18 protein-coding genes are annotated in these 21,173 nt (G+C 57.1%); 9 read left to right on the top strand and 9 right to left on the bottom strand.

The features are described 5' to 3' along the window. Positions 1-5: 5 nt before the first annotated feature. Both C5Y96_RS09195 and C5Y96_RS09200 read right to left on the bottom strand, forming a co-directional pair. Complete coding sequence (locus C5Y96_RS09195) at positions 6-758, bottom strand: hypothetical protein (RefSeq protein WP_105352317.1); 753 nt, start codon at positions 756-758, stop codon at positions 6-8. Positions 759-778: 20 nt separating this feature from the next. Next, entirely contained in the window at positions 779-1,138 is a 360-nt protein-coding gene (locus tag C5Y96_RS09200) for a DMT family protein (RefSeq protein ID WP_105352319.1), read from the bottom strand. 184 nt (positions 1,139-1,322) lie between these two features. Between C5Y96_RS09200 and rlmN the strand changes: the two genes are divergently transcribed. The 3 genes from rlmN to C5Y96_RS09215 are packed head-to-tail and all read left to right on the top strand — an operon-like array spanning position 1,323 to position 3,659. Further along, the gene (rlmN, locus tag C5Y96_RS09205; RefSeq protein ID WP_105352322.1) at positions 1,323-2,396 is read left to right on the top strand and encodes a 23S rRNA (adenine(2503)-C(2))-methyltransferase RlmN; all 1,074 of its coding nucleotides are present in this window, start codon (positions 1,323-1,325) and stop codon (positions 2,394-2,396) included. Positions 2,397-2,429: 33 nt separating this feature from the next. Beyond that, positions 2,430-3,095, top strand: a complete 666-nt coding sequence (locus C5Y96_RS09210) for a hypothetical protein (protein WP_105352324.1) — start codon at positions 2,430-2,432, stop codon at positions 3,093-3,095. 33 nt (positions 3,096-3,128) lie between these two features. Further along, positions 3,129-3,659, top strand: a complete 531-nt coding sequence (locus C5Y96_RS09215) for a hypothetical protein (protein WP_105352326.1) — start codon at positions 3,129-3,131, stop codon at positions 3,657-3,659. Between the two features lie 62 nt (positions 3,660-3,721). On the opposite strand, the gene metG is transcribed toward C5Y96_RS09215, so the two are convergent. From metG to C5Y96_RS09245, 6 genes are all read right to left on the bottom strand, one after another. Then, positions 3,722-5,782, bottom strand: a complete 2,061-nt coding sequence (gene metG, locus C5Y96_RS09220; RefSeq protein ID WP_105352328.1) for a methionine--tRNA ligase — start codon at positions 5,780-5,782, stop codon at positions 3,722-3,724. A 159-nt stretch (positions 5,783-5,941) separates the two neighbouring features. Beyond that, on the bottom strand, positions 5,942-7,381 hold the full coding sequence (locus tag C5Y96_RS09225; protein ID WP_105352397.1) for a sulfatase: 1,440 nt from the start codon (positions 7,379-7,381) through the stop codon (positions 5,942-5,944). Between the two features lie 23 nt (positions 7,382-7,404). Then, positions 7,405-9,291, bottom strand: a complete 1,887-nt coding sequence (locus tag C5Y96_RS09230; protein WP_199188662.1) for a sulfatase-like hydrolase/transferase — start codon at positions 9,289-9,291, stop codon at positions 7,405-7,407. A gap of 58 nt (positions 9,292-9,349) precedes the next feature. Continuing rightward, positions 9,350-10,252: a sugar phosphate isomerase/epimerase family protein gene (locus tag C5Y96_RS09235; protein ID WP_105352333.1), complete on the bottom strand. Its 903-nt coding sequence runs from the start codon at positions 10,250-10,252 to the stop codon at positions 9,350-9,352. Positions 10,253-10,263: 11 nt separating this feature from the next. Beyond that, complete coding sequence (locus C5Y96_RS09240) at positions 10,264-11,376, bottom strand: SMP-30/gluconolactonase/LRE family protein (RefSeq protein ID WP_105352335.1); 1,113 nt, start codon at positions 11,374-11,376, stop codon at positions 10,264-10,266. An 82-nt stretch (positions 11,377-11,458) separates the two neighbouring features. Next, positions 11,459-12,454: an NADPH:quinone reductase gene (locus tag C5Y96_RS09245; RefSeq protein ID WP_105352338.1), complete on the bottom strand. Its 996-nt coding sequence runs from the start codon at positions 12,452-12,454 to the stop codon at positions 11,459-11,461. Between the two features lie 170 nt (positions 12,455-12,624). Between C5Y96_RS09245 and C5Y96_RS09250 the strand changes: the two genes are divergently transcribed. From C5Y96_RS09250 to C5Y96_RS09260, 3 genes are all read left to right on the top strand, one after another. Continuing rightward, positions 12,625-13,404: an SDR family NAD(P)-dependent oxidoreductase gene (locus C5Y96_RS09250; protein WP_105352340.1), complete on the top strand. Its 780-nt coding sequence runs from the start codon at positions 12,625-12,627 to the stop codon at positions 13,402-13,404. A 453-nt stretch (positions 13,405-13,857) separates the two neighbouring features. After that, on the top strand, positions 13,858-14,865 hold the full coding sequence (locus C5Y96_RS09255; RefSeq protein ID WP_105352342.1) for a DUF1559 domain-containing protein: 1,008 nt from the start codon (positions 13,858-13,860) through the stop codon (positions 14,863-14,865). A gap of 94 nt (positions 14,866-14,959) precedes the next feature. Further along, entirely contained in the window at positions 14,960-15,427 is a 468-nt protein-coding gene (locus tag C5Y96_RS09260; protein ID WP_105352344.1) for a carboxypeptidase-like regulatory domain-containing protein, read from the top strand. A gap of 530 nt (positions 15,428-15,957) precedes the next feature. Here C5Y96_RS09260 and C5Y96_RS09265 read toward each other — a convergent pair. Next, positions 15,958-16,365: a hypothetical protein gene (locus C5Y96_RS09265; RefSeq protein ID WP_146115586.1), complete on the bottom strand. Its 408-nt coding sequence runs from the start codon at positions 16,363-16,365 to the stop codon at positions 15,958-15,960. A gap of 671 nt (positions 16,366-17,036) precedes the next feature. Between C5Y96_RS09265 and C5Y96_RS09270 the strand changes: the two genes are divergently transcribed. The 3 genes from C5Y96_RS09270 (at position 17,037) to C5Y96_RS09280 (ending at position 21,009) form a co-directional block, all read left to right on the top strand. After that, complete coding sequence (locus C5Y96_RS09270) at positions 17,037-19,349, top strand: serine/threonine-protein kinase (RefSeq protein ID WP_105352346.1); 2,313 nt, start codon at positions 17,037-17,039, stop codon at positions 19,347-19,349. Positions 19,350-19,523: 174 nt separating this feature from the next. Further along, positions 19,524-20,318, top strand: coding sequence for a TPM domain-containing protein (locus C5Y96_RS09275; RefSeq protein ID WP_158261154.1), 795 nt, complete (start codon positions 19,524-19,526; stop codon positions 20,316-20,318). A 13-nt stretch (positions 20,319-20,331) separates the two neighbouring features. Beyond that, positions 20,332-21,009 carry a TPM domain-containing protein gene (locus tag C5Y96_RS09280; RefSeq protein WP_105352348.1) on the top strand — a complete coding sequence of 226 codons (678 nt, stop codon included), beginning with the start codon at positions 20,332-20,334 and terminating at the stop codon, positions 21,007-21,009. Positions 21,010-21,173: the final 164 nt, after the last annotated feature.

A 21,173-nucleotide genomic window follows, 5' to 3' on the forward strand; every position in this document is an offset into this window, starting at 1 on the left:
TGAAATCAGCCTCTGGCGACCAATAAAGTACATAGCAGCAACTTCTCGCCCAGCTTCGGGTTCACCTGTGCGGCCTGGTCGTTCAGTTGAGCGATTGTTGGCTCCCAAAAGCCCTGCTGGACACTAAAGTCGTCCGGGCGAGGGTCGGCTGCATCGAATGCATCCAGACGTGACGAACCCGACTGGGCATCCAGCAGCAGATCGGCCAGTTCCTCGAAGTCGTGCTCGGTAATGTTTGCAATACGATGACGCAAACCTATGGCCAACAGGCCAAGCTGCGTAAAAGATCGATCGTCCAGGCTGGTTGTCTGGCCGAGCCGATGGGTAAAGTACCGTGCTAAGGCTTCGTCATAGTCGGGTCCGATCCTGGCCGCACTGGCCACCGAGATCGCCACATCGCAGCCCCAGGCTTCGTGCCATGCCTTCTTCTGCCGCATGAGCAAGGCACACGCAAATAGCCGCGTGACGAAACCCCTTTCGCCTGAAGGGCCAGGCCGGAACGGGGGCGGATTGGGCTTATCCGGGTCACTCCAACGTGTCAAACAAAGGACTTCGTCCAACTGAACATCAAACGTCTCAGGGATCTCGCCGCGATCTCGAATGACTCGCAGATGCTCGTACATTTCCTCCCATCGGTGACCGTAATCTGCCATGGCGATGTCCTTCAGCATGTCGTTGTCGACAGCCGGACGAAGGATCTCGAACAGGCGATCTTCGGACGGCGGAAAGGCTTTCAAAATGGCTTCAGGCAGACTCATCGATGGCCAACGGTGGGAAACTACTGCGAGACAGAAAGGTTCCCCCGAAAGATAAAGTAAACCGCCCCGCAAATACACAGCCCAGCCCACAGAAAATCGAGCCGTAGCGGCTGCTTCATGTAGTAGATCGCGAAGGGGATGAAGACCGTCAGTGTGATCGCTTCCTGTAGGATCTTGAGCTGCCCCAGGTCCATCCGCTGAAAACCAATCCGGTTGGCAGGCACCTGAATCAAGTACTCGAAAAAGGCGATCCCCCAGCTGACCAGTACGGCGATAATCCATGGCTTCGCCGACAGATCCTTCAGATGTGCGTACCAGGCAAACGTCATGAAAATGTTCGAGAGCCCCAGCAAAAACGCGGTCGTCAGGATGGTCGACATCGATCGAAACCTTTCTTGGTAAGCAATTCCATGGATCGGAAAGTGGAATTATGGCAACGGCCCACAGGCCTGACGATGGCAAGTGGTGGCGATTCGACCGAATTTCAGCCGCCGCGGCCCCAGGGAGCATCGCTCAGCCAAAGGGTTGCCTGCTATACTGGGTGCATTCTGCAGAGAACCCCCTATGCCGCATTGGTACGACGTCACAGCCTGGAACGAGCGATTCGGTAACGATTCGCAAACCGTCCATTCCCTCCGCAAATTTCGTACGCGGTGGCTGAAGCAGGGATGGGCTTTCGAAGAAGCTCTCGCGGAGGTCTCCCCCAATGTGGCGGAGACGCTACGCTCCGAGATCGAGCCCCACCCGCTGACCCTGGCCGAGCGTCTCGATTCCGGACTCGACGGGGCAACGAAGCTTCTCTTTCGTACTGACGAAGGACTGATGATCGAGTCGGTCATCCTGCGGGCCGGGACCGGCCGGACATCGCTGTGCATTTCATCCCAGATCGGCTGCGCGGCCGCATGTCGCTTTTGTGCCACGGGGCAGATGGGAATTGCCCGGAATCTTTCGTCGGCCCAAATTCTCGACCAGGTCGTTCAGGCCAATCAGCTACTACGCGCAGAAGACCGCCGCGTCCGGAATATCGTCTTCATGGGGATGGGAGAACCGCTCCATAACCCGGCGAATCTCCACGAAGTGATCTCCGCCCTGACATCCCCCCTGTTATTCGACTACTCGCAGCAGCGACTGCTCGTGTCGACCGTGGGCATCCCCGATGAAATGCTACGTCTCGACGAGCGATTCCCCAGCGTGAATCTGGCCTTAAGCCTGCATAGCGCCGACCAACTAGTCCGACAGGACCTGATTCCACTGGCCAAAAGTGTCTCACTTAGCCGCTTGCAAGAAACACTTTTACAACTTCAACTGAGCGATAAGCGGCGCATCATGATCGAGTACCTGATGCTCGAAGATCAGACCGATCGCCCCGAGGATGCGGAAAAACTGATCGGTTTCCTGAAAAACATCCACGCACATGTGAACTTGATCCCGTACAATTCGATCGATGGTGCCGACCACCTGAAGGGAAGCACACAGGCGGCACGAGATCGTTTTGCAGATCAATTGAAAGCAGCAGGCTTTCCCGTCACGATTCGCTATTCGCTGGGGGCCGATATCGCTGCCGCTTGCGGACAGCTGATTCAGCGAGAGAACCGCGAGATCGCCAAACAGTTGCGAACCAACCCATCCGCCACCTGAAACACGGATCTGAAACCAGGAGGAGCCCCGGAAATGTCCGCACCGATTCAGTGGGAGTACCCGCTTTACCTCATCGCGCATGGGGGCGGTTACACGTCGATTGTCGATCCCCAAGATACCGACGATCAGCCCCAGCATATTCTGACGACTCACTCCAACGAGCAGGTTGCCCTCAACTTCATGCAGCAGTTCGCCATCATCGGTGAACCTCGCCAGTTGAATAACGACCGCGAGTTCCGGTGGTTTCTTAAAAGCTTGAAGCTGCCGGTCACTAAGGTCGCCTACGACCCCGAACCGGTCGAGTTCGACGTCAACGCCAAGTGGATCGCCAAGATCAAAACGCTGTTGGAAGACTACTTAATCGTTGATAATTCTCCCTGGAATTATCCGGTGTACGTCATCAAGCAGCAGGACGGCTACTCCAGTACCATCGGTAACAATGAGGATGGAGAGCCGATTACACTGCTCAATCTGTTTACCGAGGAAGAGAAGGCGAAGAAGTACGCCCAAACGGAAGAAGGTGCCGGCGAGCTGATGACGCTGCACAACATGGAACACGTTCGCGAGATGCTGCTAGGGCTGCGCGAATCGGTTTCCGCCGTGGCGATGGACCCTGTCTACGAGGAAAACGAAAGCAGTTCGCAGTACTGTATTGGCGTCGACGCTCTCTTGGATAAGTACCTGGTTCTCGATCAGTAGCACGGCCAGTTACCTCACGCAGGGATGCACAGCATGGGCGAGAACGGCTTCCTACCGTACTTGATGTTCTTCGGCGGGCTGATTTTACTCATCTGGATTCTGATGCGCCGTAACTGGCGCGGACAGATGAAAGCGAAGAAGGATCGCGGCAAGGATAGCTATCTCGTTTCCAATCCCCGCCCGCAAACCAAAGAGTGGACCATGTCCGGCGGGCCTGCCGAGCTGAACAAATGGCAGGTCGAAATGCTCGAAAGAACACGGGAACTTCAAGCCGAAGTCGACACCAAATTATTGATCCTGCAGCGCACCCTGCTGAAGATCGAAGCCGCCCACCTCCCGCCAGAAGATCGCCATGCCGTTCAAGAGACGATCACCGAAAGCCGCCAGCTAGTCGACCAAGGGCCCCCCAAGTTCAGCGCCGTCTCCGAGCTTCTCTGCGACGACGTCAAACGAGCCGAGATCTACGCCCTCGCTGACGAAGGGCAATCCCAGGCCGAAATCGCCCAGCAAATGAACCTCGATCCGTATGCGATCGAGATGATCCTCAACCTTCGCGATGCCTAAAAAGAAAGACTATCCGGTGGATTACCGAATAGTCCTTCTGAAAACTGAAAACTTCAAGCTAATTAGTGAATCCGCTGACCTGGCTTCGCGCCTTCGTCAGGGGTGAGCAGGAAGACTTCTTCGCCGCCTGGGCCGCTGGCACAGACCATACCTTCGCTGAGGCCGAACTTCATCTGGCGCGGCTTCAAGTTGGCGACCATCACCACCAACCGGCCGACCAGGTCTTCCGGATTATAGGCGGCCTTGATACCGGCGAAGACCTGCTTGCGATGATCGCCACCCAGGCTCAGGGTTAGCTTTAACAGCTTGCGAGCTTCCGGCACTTGCTCGGCCGAAAGGACACGAGCCACACGCAGGTCGACCTTCACGAAGTCGTCGATCGTACACTCTTCGGCCATGGGCTCGTCGACCATGGGCTGGGCACTGTCGTTGAACTTCGCCGCAGTCTCGTCGGCCTGGCTGGCCTCGGCTGGAGCTTCGGCGGCTGCTTCTTCCTTGCTATCGTCGATCATGGCTTTCACCTTGTCTGCTTCTACACGTTTCATCAAGTGATTGAATTTATTCACCGCGGACCCGGTCAGCGGCGTCTTGGCTTGATCCCAACTGGTGATCGGATCGTTGAGTAGTTCGCCAGTCTGCTCGGCCAACTTCGGCAGCACCGGCGACAGGTACACAACGATCTGCCGGAACAAGTTCAGGCCGACCGTGCACACGTCTTGTAGCTGCTGAGCGTTGGCGGGATCTTTGCGAAGCTCCCACGGCTTGTTCGCTTCAATGAACGGATTCGCCGCGTCGGCCAGCTCCAAGATCAACCGCATGGCCTTGTTCAGATCGCAGTCCTCGTAGGCCTTGGCGATCTGATCGCCAGCGGCAACACCTTTCTCGAACAAGCCTCCGTCGTCAGGGTACTCGGCCGAAAGACCAGTCGCCTCGACAAACTTAGCCGTCCGCGATGCCAGGTTCACCACCTTACCAACCAGGTCCGAGTTGATCTTGTCGGCGAACTCCTCAAGGTTCATGTCGAGGTCGTCCAGTCTTGGCCCCAGCTTCGAGGCATAGAAGTAACGCAGGTAGGCCGGGTCCAAGTGCTTTAGATACGTCGCCGCTTTGACGAACGTTCCGTCACTCTTGGACATCTTCTTACCATCGACCGTCAAAAAGCCGTGGATATGGACCTTGTTCGGCAGGTTATAGCCTGCCGTCTTGAGCATGCCGGGCCAGAACAGCGTATGGAAGTAGGTGATGTCCTTGCCGATGAAGTGATGCACTTCCGTCTCGGGATTCTTCCACCATTTGGCCAGGTCTTCGCCGTTGGCCTTGCACCACTGCCACGTGGAAGCGATGTAACCGATCGGAGCGTCAAACCAGACGTACCAGTAATCGCCAGGGCTGTCGGGGATCTCGAAGCCGAAGTACGGACCAGGACGCGAGACGTCCCAGTCGCGAAGTTCATCGTGCAGAAAGTGCCCCTTCAGGTAGTTCGCCACTTCCTCCTGCAGATGCTGTCCGCTTTGCGTCCAGTCGTTCAAAAAGTCGTGCAGCTTTTCCAGGTGTACAAACAAGTGCTTGGCAGTCTTCAACTCGGGCGTCGCGCCCGAGAGCGTGCTCTTCGGGTCGATCAGGTCGGCCGGCGTATAGGCAGCACCGCACTTCGAGCAGTTATCGCCCGGCTGATTCTCGGATTTACACTTAGGACACGTACCACGAACAAATCGATCGGCCAGGAACGTCTTCTTCTCGGGATCGAACAGCTGGTGGACGTCTTTCTCAACCACCAGGTCGGCGTCGCGCAGCGACTGCCAGAACTCGCCACACAGCGCGCGGTTCTCGTCGCTGTGGGTCGAGCCGTAGTTGTCGAACTCAATCCCAAACCCACCGAAGTCCTGCTGGTGCTCTTCGCTCATCTTGGCGATGAACTCTTCTTCGGTCACCCCGTTCTTCTGAGCGCTGATCATGATCGCCGTGCCGTGCGTATCGTCGGCGCAGAAATAACGGCAATCGTTGCCTGACAGCTTCTGAAAGCGGACCCAGATATCGGTCTGGATGTATTCCACCAGATGTCCGATATGGATCGGCCCATTCGCATAGGGCAGGGCAGAGGTGACCAAAATACGTCTTGGCATGGGGGATTCCTCGTAAGTGAGGTCCTACTCGTAGGGTTTCAACGTCAAGAATGGGGCATTGTACCGCACTATGGAGTTTGCGCGGAGTGCGGCCCAGCGAGTGAGACAACCGCCACCGGGGGGCGGTTCGGGGACAAATTCGCCCATAAGCGGCAGCTATTACGGCAGAACCCGGGCAGTTGGCTCGGGAAAATGCCCGGCACTTCGGCGGCCGGGACCTGGGTTTTCGTCGTCGCCCAGGTCGGCTCGGATCTTCTCGGCCAGCAGAATCATCTGCTTCATCACCGCAGGATTCTGCGCGGCCACGTTGTTGGTTTCCTGTAGATCCTCTTTCAGGTTGAAGAGTCTTGGCTCGGCGAACAGTTCCTTCTGCTGCTGCCAGCCTCCTCCCTTCACCTCCTGAAGCGGAAGGTACAGCTTCCAATCGCCACTGCGGACCGCTTGCAACTGATCGAACATGAAATAGTAGAACGCCTCGTGGGGTGACTTCGCCCCTGGCTCTCCCTTGAGAAGCGGCAGGATGTCCTTGCCATCGATCACACGGTCTTGCGGAAGCGAGGCTCCGGCCAGGCCGGCGATCGTCGGGTAAAGGTCCATCAGCGAGGCCACCTCCGCACAAGCGCTGCCTGCGGAAATCGTCCCTGGCCACCACGCAATGGTCGGTACCCGCATGCCCCCTTCGGCCGTCGTGTAACCCCAGCCTGCCAGGGGCTCGTTCGATCCTTGAACCGGACTACGGCGCGGGGCTCCATTGTCGCTCGTCCAGATCACGAGCGTCTGCTGATCGAGCTTAAGTTCTTTGAGAGACTTCAAGATCTCCCCCATCGACCAGTCGAGCTCTTCGACCGAGTCCCCCCACGGTCCGTTCTTGCTCTTCCCGCGAAACGCGTCGCTGGCATACGGGGCCTTCGTGCTGCCTGGCATCGCTTGGGGTAAGTACAGAAAGAACGGCCGCTCGCGGTTCTCGGTGATGAAACGAATCGCTTCCTCGGTATACAGCTTCGTCGCGTCATTCAGGTCGACCGGGGCGTCGATGACGACTTCGTCCCGCATCAGGGGCAGGTCTGGCCAGGGCTTCCCTTCTCGCGGCGTCATGTCGTCGCTGTAGGGTATTCCGTAAAAGGAATCGAATCCTTGCCGCGTTGGCAGAAACGGTAGCTGATCTCCCAGGTGCCACTTGCCGATGATCGTGGTGGCGTACCCTTTCGTCTTCAATAGCTCTGCAATCGTAATTTCGTCCGGCGAAAGCCCCTTCGACGAAACTGGCTGCAACACGGCTCCACCCGTCTCGCTTTTGTGCATATCGACCCGCGGCGGGTAACAACCGGTTAGCAGTGCTGCCCTCGAAGGCGTGCACACGCCGCTGGCCGCGTACAGGTCGGTAAGCTTCATCCCCTCGGCGGCCATCTGATCGAGATGCGGCGTGCGATGGAGCTTCGAGCCAAAGCACCCCACGTCCCCATAGCCAAGGTTATCGCACAAGACCACGATCACGTTCGGCGGACGAACATCCTGCGCCGTTAGCTTTTCCGGCCTGCCCAGCAGCGACAACATTAGCGACAAGGCCAGCAGTAAGCAGCGTTGTGTAAGCAAGGACATCGTTCGCTCCATATCGTGAAGATCTAGGGAACCTTGTTGTCGGTTCCTTGCAGTTCATTCAGGGCCCGATTCGTGACGCGAACGCGGTACTTGCCGTCCGAGTTGAATCCCTTCTGGTACTCAAGCCCCTGCTTCATTTCCTGCAGCACAGGGTGCGCCTGTTCGTCGATTTCATCCAGCACGATCGCGGCCTGCAATCGTTCCCATTGTTGGCCCGTGGTCATTTCCTTCACCAGCACCGGCAAGGCATCCTCCGGCATTCCCATCCGGCACATGGCTCTGGCAGCAGCGGTTCGCACGGCGGAAGATTCATCCGCCAAAGCAGCCTGAACGATAGTCGCCGCGTCTTCGCGAGCCGGCTCGCCAATATTGCCGATCCCGGTTGCCGCCCAGTAGCGCACGGCGTCGTCTTCATCCTTCATCGCTTGAACGAGCTGCGGCAGTGCCGACTCTCCTTCAGATGCCAGCGCCGCTACCGTGGCCAGTCGCTTATTAACCTCGTTGCTGCCCGCTTGCCGTAGAACCTCGTACTCGCTTCCTGCCTGCTTCGACCGGGCAACGAGGATCGGTTCTGGGATCAGCCCCGTATCGCGGGTCTCCAGCACCCACCGCTTGTGAGCCTCGCGCATGCGCTCCAGCACGTCGGCGTACTGCGGGTAGGCGGCCAGGTTGTGCACTTCGTGCGGATCGGCCTGGCAGTCGTATAGTTCTTCCACCGGCTTGGTCGCCGAGAAGAAATACTCCGCCGCGGCAGGCAGCTTACCTGCTTCATGCAAACGACGCAGCTCACTCATCGTCGCTCCATTCTCGGCCGTGTTGATGTACTGATAGAACGTCTTGAGGGGCTCGTAATTGCGGATGTATTGGAAACGCTTGTCGCGGACCATGCGGATGATGTCGTACCGTTCGTCCATCCGATCGCGGGCCCCATAGACGTACTGGCGCGGCGTAATTCCCTCGCCCAGAAATGGTTGCCCTTGCATATAGTCAGGTACTTTCACGCCGGCCAGCTTTAGCACTGTGGGACCGAAGTCGATCGAGCTGACCAACTGGTCGTTCTTCACGCCTGGTACGCCCTGACCAGCAACACGAAACTTCTCGGGAATGCGAACGACCAACGGAATATGCGTGCCGGAGTCGTACAACCACCGCTTGGCCCTCGGCAGGCCAACGCCGTGATCAGACCAGAACATGACGATGGTCTCTTCGTACAACCCATCGTCCTTCAACTGCTGAATCAGATCGCCGGCCCAGTGATCCATGGCGGTAATCAGTTCGTAGTTACGTTTCCAATCTTCACGAACGATCGGCGTGTCGGGATAGTACGGCGGCAATTCCAGCTTCTCAGGATCTTGCCGCTGCTCTGGCGTCAGCACCTTAGTGACTTGCTCATACTTCTTCTTCGAGGCGATGCCTGACTCGTGACAACCGGTGAAGTTAAAGACGGCGAAGAAGGGCTGCGACTTGTCAGGCCGGTTTCGCCAATGGGCCTTGCCGGAAGAATCGTCCCACGTTCCTTTAGGTGTTTTGAACTGATAGTCCTGCTTCGAGTTGTTCGTGCAGTAGTAGCCAGCTTCACGCAGGTACACAGGAAACGGCTTGATCAAATCGGGCAGCGTCGCCGTGCAGCGCATATGCTGCGTGCCAAGCGAGGTCTGATACATGCCAGTGATAATGCCGCTACGGCACGGAGCACACACGCCAGCGGTGGTGAACGTGTTGGTATACCGTACCCCTTCGGTCGCCAGCTGATCGATGTTCGGCGTGATCGCCTGCGTGTCGCCAAAACAGCCGATATGCGGGCTAATGTCTTCACACGACAGCCAAACGATATTGGGCCGCTGATCGGCAGCAAAGGTCGAACCGACAAAAGTAACACACGACAGGACGAGCGCAGGTACAATTCTCACAATGCTCTCCGTTGAGCGGTGGGGTTCAGGCGGGGGATTCGCAGCGACTGCAGACCGATCAGGCCAGCTTCTCTTTCAGCCAAGCCAGGTCCCGCTTCATCGCTGCAATGTGGTTGGATACCTGCTTCGCCTCTTCGCCATGCAGGTACTCGACATGCAGCGAAATCGGCCCGTTGTACTGGCTCGCTTTGAGCAGTTTCCAGAACTCGCCAGGCAGTTCTCCTTCGGTGACCGAGCACCAATCGGCACGACCCTTGTTCCCTTTGAAGTCCTTGATGTAGACCGAACCGAGATGCGACTGAACCAGGTTCCATTGAATCGGCCACGACGTGTTCCCCTCGACCCGGGCATGGCCGATATCGAACGCCATCGACACCACCTTCGGATCGTACTGCCGTACTAGCGACATGATGTCCCAGATCGGAGCGCCCACGTAGTGGCTACCAGAGTGGTTCTGGTAGACGGCCTGAATACCGATCGCTTCGTTCATCGCGGCCAGGTCTTTCAGCTTCGCCCCGGCTTCACGCAGTTGGCGGACAACCGGCTTCTTCAGGTCATACTGATAGTACGACATGCGATACCGTGGGATGCCCAGTTCTTTGGCCACCTTCAGCGTCTCTTCCGCGTTAGGCGAGTCGACGCTGTTGATGCTGGACGTCAGAATGTCGATCGTCAGTCCCTGCTTCTTCAAGGCTTCCACGAACTTCGGCAATTCTTCCGCGACATTCTCCGGCTCGATATGACCACCGGTGCGAATGGGTGCCTCGATGCCGTCGAAACCGATCTCGGCGATCTGCTGGGCCATCTCGTCGTAGCTTAGCGGCTGCAGAAACTTGGTGAACGTGATCAGCTTCCAGCGGCTGGGCGCAGCATCTTGTGCCGCAGCCGTACCTCCCAGGCCAACCGCGGCGGCCGCTGCCAGCGAACCTTGAAGCATCTGTCGTCGATTCATCGCGTGCATGGGTCTCTTCCTTATTGACTGACGGGCACGACTTTGCGAACCCGGTGATTGTTCGTATCGCCGATATACAGGGCATTATCCGCCCCCACACCAATTCCGTGGGGACGATCCATCTTGGCTTCGGTCGCCGGACCATTATCGCCCGAGTAACCACGCCCCTTCGGGCCGATACCAGCCACGGTGCGAATGCGGTCGTTCTTCACGTCGATCTCGCGGATGGCCTGGTTCTCGGTGTCGACTACGTACAAGTTGCCGTTGGGTGCTTTGACGATTCCCTTGGGACCATTCATCGTCGCTTCTTTGGCACTGCCACCATCGCCGCTATAACCCTGTTTGCCCGAGCAAGCCACGTGATGCACGATGCCTGTCTTCAAGTCCAACCGCCAGACACTGTGACCTTCCCGCAGCGCGATCCACAAGTCGTCCCCATCGAGGTAAAGTGCGCGTGGTCCGACCATCGCCTTTCCGGCGATTGTCTCGCCGTCGATCGGCATCTTCTTCTCCCCATTGCCGGCGATCGACAGGACGATGCCTGTCTTCAGGTCGACGGCGCGGATGCGATGATTTTGAATGTCGGCCACGTAAAGAGTCGAGTCGTCCTCGCTCAGCACGATGCTATGCGGCTGCTTGAACTGCGCCTTCAAGGCCGGACCGCCGTCACCGGAATAGCCAGGCTTGCCGGTCCCTGCGACGGTCGAGATGGTTCCGGTCTTTGCGTCGACCTTGCGAACGAGATGGTTCTGCATCTCGACAAAGTACATGTCACCATTGGTGGCGAAACGGACTTCGTACGGTTCGTTGAGCTGCGCTTCGGTCGCCGGGCCGCCGTCGCCGGAGTACCCTTTGGTGCCGTTGCCTGCGACGGTTGTGACCTGCTTGGTCTGCAGATCGACACGCAGCACGCGGTGGTTTTCCACTTCGGTCACATACAGCGCGCCATCCGGACCAATCAGTACGCCGAACGTCTGGCCAATGTTGACCTGGTCGACCGGGCCATCCATTTTGCCTAGCTCTTTATGACCGGTGCCGGCCACAGTGACAATGTCGCCGAACTCGGTGGCCAGCGACGGGGTGACCGGCAAGAACGTGAGAAGGGTTAGCAGTAAGCAAAGGCGGGAAATCATGCGGCTCACTCGCGAAAGGGCTTCAAATCGTTTGACAATGTTTACGAGTCGAGCCGCATTATAGTTCCTCAGCAAGCCCGGTTCACGGCTTGATCAGGATTTTCCCTGCCAGGGTGCCTGCTTGCCGCAATGTGTTATCTTCCTGCAACTTATGGGCGGCAGCAGCCTCGGAAAGGGGGAAGATCTTCCCGATCCGCGGCTTCACTTTGCCTTCCGAGAGCCAGCGGCTGATCTCTTGGCCGCACACATCCATCTCGGCAGGGCTGACCTTGAACATCACGAACCCGTGCAGACTGCACCCCTTCACGTAGAAAGGACCCACCGGAAACTCCGGCCGGGCATCGCGACCTGCCATCAGTACCATCCGGCAACGTTCTGCCGCGATGCTAACCAGGAAATCGAAGTCGGGCTCGCGAACCGTTTCCCAAATCACATTCACCCCACCAGGACACACCTTCAAGACTTCCTCGGTGACGTTCTGTGTCTTGTAGTTGAAAACGTGGTCGGCCCCCAGTTCGCGGCAGATCTCAGCTTTGTCGCCGGAGCCTGCCGTGGTCAGCACGGTTGCCCCCATGGCTTTGGCCATCTGCACGACCATCGAGCCCACGCCGCCGGAACCACCATGCACGAAGATCGTCTCACCGGGCTTGAGCCGCGCGTTGTCGGCACCCAGGCCCAGATGTGCCGTCACGCCAGTCAGCGCACAAGCGGCGGCCGCATCGTCGCTGACATTGTCAGGGGTCGCGTACAACCAGTGCTCGTCCACGACGGCATACTCGGCGAACGTCCCTTGGCGACCAACCAGCCCCTGGTTCGTTCCCCACACGCGCTGACCTACCTGGTAGCGATTGGCCCCGGGTCCTACCTTTTCGATCGTACCGGCCAGGTCGCTGCCGGTCACAAACGGCTTGGGCAACTCCCAATAGTTGGCACCGTTGCGAATATAGGTATCGATCGGGTTGAGCGCGGCCGTACCGATCTTCACCAAGACCTGACCTTCCCCCGGTTCTGGCGTGGGGATCTCGCCAACCTGGATGACTTCGGGGGGGCCTGTTTGTTCGATGTAGGCTGCTTTCATCGCTTCTCTTCCTTCGGAGTGATCGCCAGATAATGCATCCCCCCATCCTATCGCTCCTGCTTGGGCACACAAGTTAGGCGCGCGGCACGGGATGCATCTCTGCCAATTGTTCCGCGTATCGATCGTATGGCAGAATAGATGCACACCATCACCCGCCAGGAGCCTGCACCATGAAGAACACCGCCTTGATCACCGGAGCATCCAGCGGCATCGGCCGCGAACTGGCCTGGGTCCATGCCGAGCACGGAGGGGACCTCGTCTTGATTGCCCGGCGAGGAGAACTGCTCGAAGAACTGAAGCGGGAGATCGTCGAGAAGCACAACGTCAAAGTTATGTGCATCGCGATCGACCTGAACGAGCCAGGTGCCGTTCACGAGGTTTATAATCAAGTCGACTCTGCCGGTATCGAGGTCGACATCCTGATCAACAACGCAGGCTTCGGCAATCATGGTCCCTTCTACCAGCACGACTGGAAGACCGACGGGGGCATGATTCACTTGAACGTCATGGTCCTTAGCGAGATGACCCACCGCTTTATGCAGGGAATGCTCGAGCGGCAACACGGACGCATCCTCAACGTCGGCAGCACCGCCGGCTTTCTGCCGGGTCCACTGATGGCCGTCTACTACGCCTCGAAAGCGTACGTCCTCAGTTTCTCGCAGGCCATCAACGAAGAAGTCGCTGACCTGGGCGTCACCGTCACGGCCCTCTGCCCCGGTCCCGTCGAAACCGAGTTCTTCCAACGCGCCCACGCCAAACATGTCGGCATGTTCAAGAAGGGCTCTACCGTCACTGCCCGCGGCGTCGCCGAGCTAGGCTACAAAGCGATGAAGAAGGGCCGCCTGGTCGTGATCAACGAATGGCGGCTGTGGTTCTTGTTGAACTGGATCACCCCGTGGGTGCCGCGGCGGACGCTGTTGAAGATCTCGAAGTGGTTGTTGAGTTCGTAGTTGGTTGAAGCCCTGAAACAACGAATTCCTAAATTGGGTTCAAATAACGCCAACCCCCTCCACATCTGGAAAGCGAAACACCACCCAGGGAGCCTGCTTAATAAGTTATTCATGATCGGGAGCCCGACGAGAAAGCCTCACTGCTACCGACACCGGCGGCCCTATGCTTCAAAGGAACAGCGACATATTTCTCAGCAACACAATGCATTATTGCGAGTAATCCCGGGTAAACGATCGCAGTAAAATTCGATCTGAGCATAATAAACTCCTTCTACTCTTTCGCTTGCACCTCTACAGCCCGCTGCACGATCCCGCCCCACGCACACATGATCTTGTTTCTTTTTTCTGTTTAAATTCATATTTCCATAGATTCGCAAATCGGGTTTTACTAGAATCGGCAACCGACTTAACCCTCCCCCCTTTTTGCACCCTCTCGCTCGCAGGAGCTCATTCATGGCTTCCTATCTTGTCCGTAATCGACGGGGCTTCACACTGGTCGAACTGCTTGTTGTGATTGCCATCATTGGCGTTTTGATTGCACTTTTGCTACCTGCCGTGCAGCAAGCCCGCGAGGCGGCTCGGCGAATGTCGTGCAGCAATAACTTAAAGCAGATGGGAATCGCGCTGCACAACTATCACGACGTCATGAAGCGATTTCCGATCAACTGGTACAACGGGTCCGGACAAGGGGGCAACAATATGTGCGTCTTGATCGGCCTGCTCCCATTTATCGAGCAGACAAGCCTGTACGACGGGATTGATATGAAGAACAACAATCTCACGCTGTACACCGTCAACGGCAAACGGGTCTGCGATCATCAGATCGAAGCCTATCAATGCCCCAGTGATCCGGATGTCGAAACCAACAATCCGACGACTTCGGCAGCACGAAGCAGCTATGCACCCAGCATTGGTTCGCAGTACATGCAATCGGCTGCCGGTTGTGATCTTCTGGCAAACGCCGGTGCGTTTCCTTCGGGAATGGGACTCGATACCGACAATGACGGCGAAGACCCCTTCAACCGCGGAAATGTTCGTTCGGACTGGGGAAACCAGCCTGTATCGGGCCCCTTCGGCCGTGGCTATTTCACACCTTACTCGGCTCGAATTGCCGACATCACCGACGGCACGTCGAACACGATCCTCATGGGCGAGATTCGCATGGCCTGCCAGACATTCGCAGGGTGGGGATGGTCATGGCCTGATTCGCTTTGGTATGCGACCACCGCTCCAATCAATTTTCCGACTTGCCCTGGTGATGCTCGATACGGCTCGAACACCTGCTTTTCCAATGCCAGTAACAACTGGAATGCTACGTTTGGTTTCAAATCGGCCCATCCAGGCGGGTGCCAGTTTGTCATGGCCGACGCTTCGGTTCACTTCCTGCCTGAAACGATCGATCGGCTAACCTATGCCCGGCTAGGGGACAAGGCCGATGGCGGCGTAATCGGCGACTTCTAAACCAGCGTTCGCTTTACGCAAAGCGACGCTACCTTCATCACTTCCTACCACCTCGATCGTCCTGCAGATCCCGTTATAAGGACACGATCCGACTATGTCCCCTCATCGATCCCTGACGTTACCTTGCCTGCTGTTAGTGCTGCTGACCGGTTGCTGGTCAAGTGGAGGACCAACCACCTATTCGGTTAAAGGTCTCGTGCACTACCAAGGAAAGCCCGTCGAAGGTGCCACAGTAACGCTCATTCCCCGACAAGCCGACGGCCGTTCCGCTAGCGGAACGACCGATGCGGAAGGAGCCTTCAAAGTAACAACGTATATCTCTCCTTCGCTGCAAGTCGAAGGAGCCATGCCAGGCGAGTACGATATCGTTGTCAGCAAGATGGAAATCCGCGACCTGGAGGAAGGCCTCACGCCCCAGGAAGCCCAAGCCGCGTTCCATAAGCTGGGTCCCCCTAAAAATCTTTTGCCCAAGAAGTACCGCAGCCCGAACACCTCGGAGCTGTCGGTATCCATCGAAGATGGCTCGCCTGATCCACTCACTTTGGAACTGGAGGACAAGTAAGAACGCCCCTAATTCCCCGGTGCTCGACACGCTGCAACGATGCCAAACGCCAATAGGCAACGGCAGCAATTCGCGACATGCTCTTGTCGTGGAGGAGGTTTTTGAAGACTTCTCGCTAGATGATGCGTTCCTAACAAACAGGAAATACCGAGAAGTTGGCTTTGATTCTCCTCCAGAAATATCCTTCATCGACTTCAACTTCGCGAGAGAATCGTCGCGAAAAGCCTCGACATCGAGGAATCCGTCCGGGGACCGGTGGTGATCACATGCACTCCCTCTAGCTGGCTGATCATCGAGAGCCGTCCAGTTGGCAAACCCTCTGGCGATATCTCATCCTGCTGGGTGTAGAAGACTGAGTTGGCATGGCCAATGCTGACTTCTCACCATTTCACATTCCATGTAAATGCAGGTTCCGATGCAACAAAAAGGTGGCACACACCAACTTGCAGTGTGCGCCACTCTCTACTATGAGTTTCCCCGATAGCCTTCGACAATTTTGACGACGATTTCGAATGCTAACACAAGCGATCCTAGCTGATCGCCGCCCCAGTCGGAATGCCATCAATTACAGCCTGAGGAACCGGCTGAGTTGGCCATCGAAAATGATACTTGTCCATCACAGCTGGCGACACAATATGACGCTTAGACCGTCCGTCAATTAAATACACATGAGGTGTTGCGTCGCCAGTAGCAATCACGGAACCAGGCGTAATTGTAGTTCCTGTCTCGATATCATTGACATCCAGGTCCTCCACAATCCCCTCCCAACTGCGAAATAAGCTGTTATATGTCGGCGGATCTGGAATGTGACGTTTCTTTCCTTCATCAATTAGGTAGATATGGGGCTGATTCGGAAGTTTCACTCGCACACCATTTAAATCTGGTCGAAGCTCTGGCATTTCATTTGTCTCCTTGATTGCAAAATTGAACTTACACAAACAGTACCACTCCTGCACATTCAATGGGACACACGAAAGCAAGTCAACACGAAAATACAAACATTCCAAATATCACCTAGACACAATCACGCAATCTGCATCAACAAATATCACACTATTCATACATCCATAATCAACATCTATATAAATTACCGCCTATTTCAACCGGCTAAAATTCCATGCAACTTCGCTTTGCCACCAACACAACGATTGCCAATACAGTTCCGATAACACCTTTCAACAATATTTGAATGTATTAACATTCAATAACACACTAACGATCTTCCACACACTCGATCGCAAGTAACAGCACGTCCACTTCCTGGTCATCATTTCACAACTTATCCGCAATGGCCCTGAACGTTTTCTATGGTACCGATCACTGGCAAAACAAATCTGGGGCAGTTCTCCAGCCAACTATTGATGAATGTTTTTGGAGTTGACTATTGGCCTGCCTGAACTTCCTAAGGCATCGCAATATCGGATGAATTTCAACATTGTGATGCCATTTATTTTTAAGAGTTGGGTGATGACCCCATTTCCGATTTGGCACCAACATAGAGAAATGAAAAGCCCCCATTTCCCCGCAAATCTCCTCCCACACCCCCATTTCGCCAACTAAACTTGTAGGAGTCCCCAGCCCGACTTGCCCACTTTGGACCCTACTTCGCATGCCTTCGGATAATGCCCCTGCTCCTGATGCTCGTTTTGCGGAAACGATGGCCGGCCCCAGTGGTGATTTCAGCAAAGAGCAACAAGATATTGCCGTTGCCGCGTTGATTCTCCGCATGGGGGTGATCTCGGAACGCCAGTTGGCTCAGGCTCTTTCCACGTGGACGCTGCACGGCGATTTGCCGCTGCACGAGCACCTGGTCGCGCTGGGACAGATTGATATCGATACGTGCAACAAGCTGCTCGAACGCAGTCCGGCCCTCTTGAAGGAAGTCACGCCCGGTAGCGATACCGGCTTTACTTCGGCCGATACGGTCGTCGCACGGACGCTTGACTCGGTCGATCCTTCCGGGGCGATTGCCCGGCTGATGGGTATCCGCAGCGTCTCCGGCTCAGGTGCCAACGATGCCACCGGAGTGCGCTCGTCGGTGGCTCGCTATCGACTCATTCGCAAGCTGGGCCAAGGGGGGCTGGGGCGCGTCTGGATGGCGTACGACGAACATCTCAAACGTGCGGTTGCCGTGAAAGAAGTGACCGCACCTGATCAATCGTCGGCCCAGGAACGCTTTCGCCGCGAAGCCGAGATCACCGGTCGACTCGAACACCCTGGCATCGTCCCCATCTATCACCTGGGGGAAGATATTGAAACGGGCCAGTTCTTCTACGCGATGCGTTTCCTCGGCAAGCAAACGCTGCACGATACCATTCAAGAGTATCACGAACGCCTGAGCGCAGGGGATCATAACCCGATGCTCCTGCGTCGTCTATTGACCGACTTTGTCAACGTTTGCCAGGCCATCGGGCACGCTCACTCGCGCAAGGTCATTCATCGCGACCTGAAGCCAGAAAACGTCGCGATCGATAACTTCGGCCAGGTGATTGTCATCGACTGGGGGATCGCCAAGGTCATTAACGAACTGCAATCGACGGACGGCCTGTCGAGCGGCCAGGCAGCGCACGCCAGCAATCAAAGCACGATGGATGGCCAGGTTCTGGGAACGCCGCTGTACATGGCACCCGAACAAGCGGCCGGTCGCATCGACGAACTGGACGAACGTACCGACATCTACGGACTGGGCGCGATTCTGTTTTCGATCCTGGCTGGCTGCGGCCCGCACGAACACACGCGCAATGCTTCCAACTCGGTCAATGGCCGCGAACTGTTGACGGCGATCGCTGGGCAGCCAACGCCCAATGCGGCCGAAGTGAACCCCGAGGTCGACCCCGCATTGGCCGCTATCTGCGCTAAAGCGATGGCCCGGCGGCAATACTCGCGGTATCAGTCGGCCTCGGAACTGGCCGAAGAAGTGCAGCGCTGGATGGCAGGCGAAAAGGTAGCTGCCTATCGCGAACGCCCCGAGCAGCGGCTGGCACGCTGGATTCAGCACCATCGCATCGCTTCGCAGTTGGTCGGCCTGGTGCTGGTGACCTGCCTGGTGGCGATGACCGTCTTCGTGGTCGATTCGTACAAAGCCCGCAAAGCGGAACGCCAAAGCCGCTTCGACCAGATGCAGGCCTACAGCCGCGAACTGGAAGTCCAACTGAAAGCGACCGCCGAGAGTCTCTCGAAAGATGTCCGCTTCATGTCCAGCCTGCCTCCCATCCAAGGCATCATCCAGGCCAATAGCGGTATGCCAGATGCCGAACCAGAAGACGTGTGGCGCAGTCGACTCGAGATGATTTACGAGGAATTCCTGCGAGCCAATGTCGAGTACCTCTCGATCAGCTTCACCAAGATCGCCGACCAGGCAGCCGAAGATGTCGTTTGCGTCGAGCGGAACGTGCGCGATCCGGCCTATCTGCGGCGCGTGCCGGCCTCGCGTCTGACAACCCATAACGAGCCTGAGATCATGGCACAAGTTTCACGGCTCAATCGCGGCGACATCTTGTTAGCCGTCCGCAGTGCCGACGACAAGCCCGATGATCGCATCGAAGAAGGGGTGCGGCTGGTCGCGATCACACCGATTTACGACGACCAAACCGGTGGCCTGTTTGGTGCGGCCGTGATCGCCATCGACCTGCGCCACCAGATTGTCGACTTCCTGACACGACTCGATCAAGACACGTCCGTCATTCAAGTCACCGATCGCCAGGGGAAGGTCTGGGTCCGCGATACGCCTGACGCAAGCGTTCTCGAAACCAACAAGCCCACCAGCATCACCACCCAATTTCCCGAGCTGAAGGCTTTCTTCGACGACGAAGACGCCAAGCACTTCAGCGATACAAGCGACGGCATAATTGCCTCGAAGGTCTTGCTCGACCACTTCAACGGGCAAACGGCCGTGGGCATAGTGCTGAATCTGGTGGAATAGTTCTCCCGCAGGACGAGTCGCGACGCATTGTGCATCTTGTTGGTCGTTGCGTTACAATCCTAGCTCACGCCGCCACAAAGCGATTGACCCCGAGCGGCAAATCTTGAACTTCCGAGTGTTCATCCACGGAGCAAGTTGCGACTGATGCCCTTTCAAAGCTGTTGCCGAAGTCTCGTGTTGTGCCTGTTGATTGGCATCTTGGCGGTCTTACACGCGTCGACCGCATCGGCCATTGAAATCGAAATCGAGAAGCCTGGCGAGCGCGAGTTCGTCCGCGACCAGGCCGACATGATCAGTCCCGAAGATGAGCAGCACATCAAGGAAATTTGCGACAAGCTGCTGACCGAGAAAGCCACGCCGATCATCGTCATCACGATCGACTCGATGGCCAACCACGGCGGCGAAGGCCTGCGAATCGAAACATTCGCGACGCTGCTGTTCGACCAATGGGGCATCGGCCACGCGCAGATCAATGGGGAAGAATGGAACACCGGCATCTTGCTATTGGTCTCGAAGAACGATCGCAAGGCCCGCATCGAACTGGGGGGCGGCTGGGGACGCCGTGAAGATGGCCTGTGCCGGCAGATCATGGACCAGCAAATCATTCCCCGCTTCAAGCAAGGCGACTTCTCCGGCGGAATCGTCGCCGGGGTCGAGTCGCTCGACCAGATGGCGCGTAAGCTCGAGCTTCCTGCGGCACCGCAGCGCCCCGCCCAGCCGAGTCCATGGTGGCACTACGCAATGTGGGCAGGCTTCGTCGGACTAGCCATCTTTACCGGTGTCTCTCTCTATCGACGCGGCTCCAGCGGCTGGGCATGGGCGTTCTGGGCCATCGTGTTCACGATCCTGGGAACCATCCTGTATCACATGGCCACCAGTCGTGGTGGCCGCGGCGGCGGAGGGGGTTTCAGCGGTGGTTCGTTTGGCGGCGGCTCTTCTGGTGGCGGTGGTGCCACAGGCTCTTGGTAAGGAATACGTAGCTATGCAGCGTGCATCGAATCTCTTTAGTGCCGACCAGCGTCAGCAAATCGAACAAGCCGTCGCCCAGGCCGAAGCGACCACCTCGTGCGAGATCGTCCCGGTCGTCGCGACCGCCTCGGGGCGCTACGACCGAGCTGAAGATATCCTCGGCCTCTGGCTGGCGACGATCTCGGCCATCGTGGTTTGGACCCTTTATCCCCGCACAGCACCAGAGCACGGCGACTGGTCAGGCATGACACTGGAGTCTGGCCTGTTGGTGTTGGTGGCCAGCATTGTCGTGGCGTTTCTCGCCGGGGGAATCCTGGGAGGTCAGATCAGCTGGCTGCGGCGGTTGTTCACCCCCAGCGACCAGATGAAAGACGAAGTCGCTACGCGCTCACGCCAGGCATTCTTCGACCGCCGCGTGCATCACACCAGCGGCGCGACGGGCCTCTTGATTTACGTTTCTCTCTTCGAGCACCGAGCCGCGATCCTGGCCGATCAGGTCGTGCTGGAAAAGCTCGGCCAGGCCAAGCTCGACGAGCTTTGTCAGCAACTGACTGATGGCCTGCACCAAGGCCACCCAACTCAGGCCATCTGCACCGTCATCCAGGCAGCCGGCCAGCAACTGGCCCAGGTCTTGCCGCGCACCGAAGGTGCCGCCAACCAGTTGCCGGATGCCTTGGTGCTGATCGACTAGCTTGCAGACTTCTTCATGCAACAAAATGACGTCCCTGATGCCGCGAAGCTGACTCGCAGGCAGGCCCCATCGCGCCTTACCCATTCCCCTTAGTAGGGATTGCCGGCAAAATCAGTAAAGATATCATCAAGAATCTCTTGAGAATTGCAATACTTTACCCGCCC

This window comes from Blastopirellula marina (assembly GCF_002967715.1).
In the GTDB taxonomy this organism is placed as follows: domain Bacteria; phylum Planctomycetota; class Planctomycetia; order Pirellulales; family Pirellulaceae; genus Bremerella; species Bremerella marina_B.